This window comes from Aeromonas sp. QDB23 (assembly GCF_027707745.1).
Lineage (GTDB): Bacteria > Pseudomonadota > Gammaproteobacteria > Enterobacterales > Aeromonadaceae > Aeromonas > Aeromonas allosaccharophila.
The window spans coordinates 1-1,586 of sequence record NZ_JAPCJA010000139.1 but is presented as its reverse complement, the minus strand read 5'-3'; the positions used below and the strand labels follow the sequence as shown (position 1 = coordinate 1,586).

General features: G+C 43.9%; 1 protein-coding gene. It reads right to left on the bottom strand.

Annotation, left to right across the window (positions count from 1 at the left end; all coding sequences use genetic code 11):
- Positions 1–15 precede the first annotated feature (15 nt).
- Entirely contained in the window at positions 16–1,332 is a 1,317-nt protein-coding gene (locus PG888_RS22810) for a KAP family NTPase (protein WP_270816052.1), read from the bottom strand.
- Positions 1,333–1,586 lie beyond the last annotated feature (254 nt).

The following is a 1,586-nucleotide window of genomic DNA, read 5'->3' as shown; positions in this document are numbered from 1 at the left end:
GAAGGGTACCACCAATCAGCAGTTGGCCACCTCTCGCCATTCATCCATGAGTGTCGCACTTATTATCTGAATTCCCGGAACACCATCAAAAATATCTGCAAGCTCATTAAGAATGGTGCCGAGCTTGAACATGGTATCAGAAGGAACGAGGCTAAGCTGTTCATTACTATCTTGCCAATTTCGCCGCAAAAAATTACTGAGACTAGAGCTATCTACGAACAGGCTTAACTTTACCGTTACAAACTTTTCTAAAAACTCGCGAGCTCTTTCACCTTCTTCATTATTCCCAGTAAGCACTTCGGTGTCATAGCAAAGAACATATGTTGCCTGAGACAGCTTGAAAGTTCTCCTCGTTGCAAATAAAACACTGTTTATTGTTTTCGCGTCCAGACGGTCTAGATCATCAATTACAATAATTACACGCCGATGGATACGGCGCAAAACCTCATCAATACCATCGAGAAGTTCATCGATCGTTTCCTGAGAAGGCTCTAGCGAAAGCTTGAACCCCAAGAATGAAACGTCTGCTTTTCCTTTGATGAGACGGGAATATCTCGAAGCGGCGGGCCTAAATTCTGGCGCAAATACCTTGTCTTGAATCACCGCAGATAAATCGCGAATTAGGCGATCAGCAAGGTCAGGTTCGGATGCATAACGTATCGGTTCGAATCGACAAACAAGAACTTTGTCAGCAGCATCTTCCCAATAACGCTCAACCAGATTAATAAAACTTGTTTTACCTACACCCCATGGACCATCAACCCCAAAGATCAACCCAGGATGAGAGTCAGATGCAAGCACAGTCTCAGCAAACGACTTAGCCTGAAGTTCGTTTGTCAGAAGATCGTCCATTTTATCATCAATTTCTTCATCTGCTATGAAATAGAGCTGTGAAGTCTGTTTTTTAGAACGTGTTCTACTTTGCAAAATTGGTGATAGAAACATAACACAGAAAAAAATGAGAATAGCAGGCGCCCAATGTGGATCAGCAGATTTAAACGCTGCATGTAGCTTTGCAAGCCAAGGTGAGGCTAATTTGCTTGACCAAGCGCCAATAACTACACCTGCAAGTAAATCAATACGATAACTACGAACTATACGCATAACTGCCAAGTGAGCATTTCGCTTGACAGCGTAAAGCAGACAAATACCTAAACCAGTTATTATTCCAATTGCCTTTAGGTATAGAGAAACGTCAACAACTTGCAGTGCAAAGCTAGTTCCCAAGAGGAAAAAGAGACGTGCGACTTCAGCTCCAACAAAGCCAATAAAGAGCATCCTCGCGAAAACCAATAACTCGGGCATCTTCATCGCTGAAGGTTTACTCGCCATCGACTTCTCCTTTCTATATGACTTGCAGTTTTAGGAAAGACACTTTAACACACGAACAATTGGAAAAAGAAAAGACACCCTAAGGCGTCTTTCTTTTATCTGGAGTCTGGAGCCAACCGGTTAGGAGATCTCCCCCTCCCCACCTTGCCCTGCAACCCAATCAAATCGGGGTAATGGCTTAACCATCCCCTCATATGAGCGAGGCGTGGCGCGGCTTCTGAGGTATGATCGCCATCCTTGACCAGCTAATACCC

Coding starts and splice junctions, on each gene's coding strand:
- PG888_RS22810 (WP_270816052.1), bottom strand. CDS start 1,332: ATGGCGAGTAAACCTTCAGCGATGAAGATGCCCGAGTTATTGGTTTTC.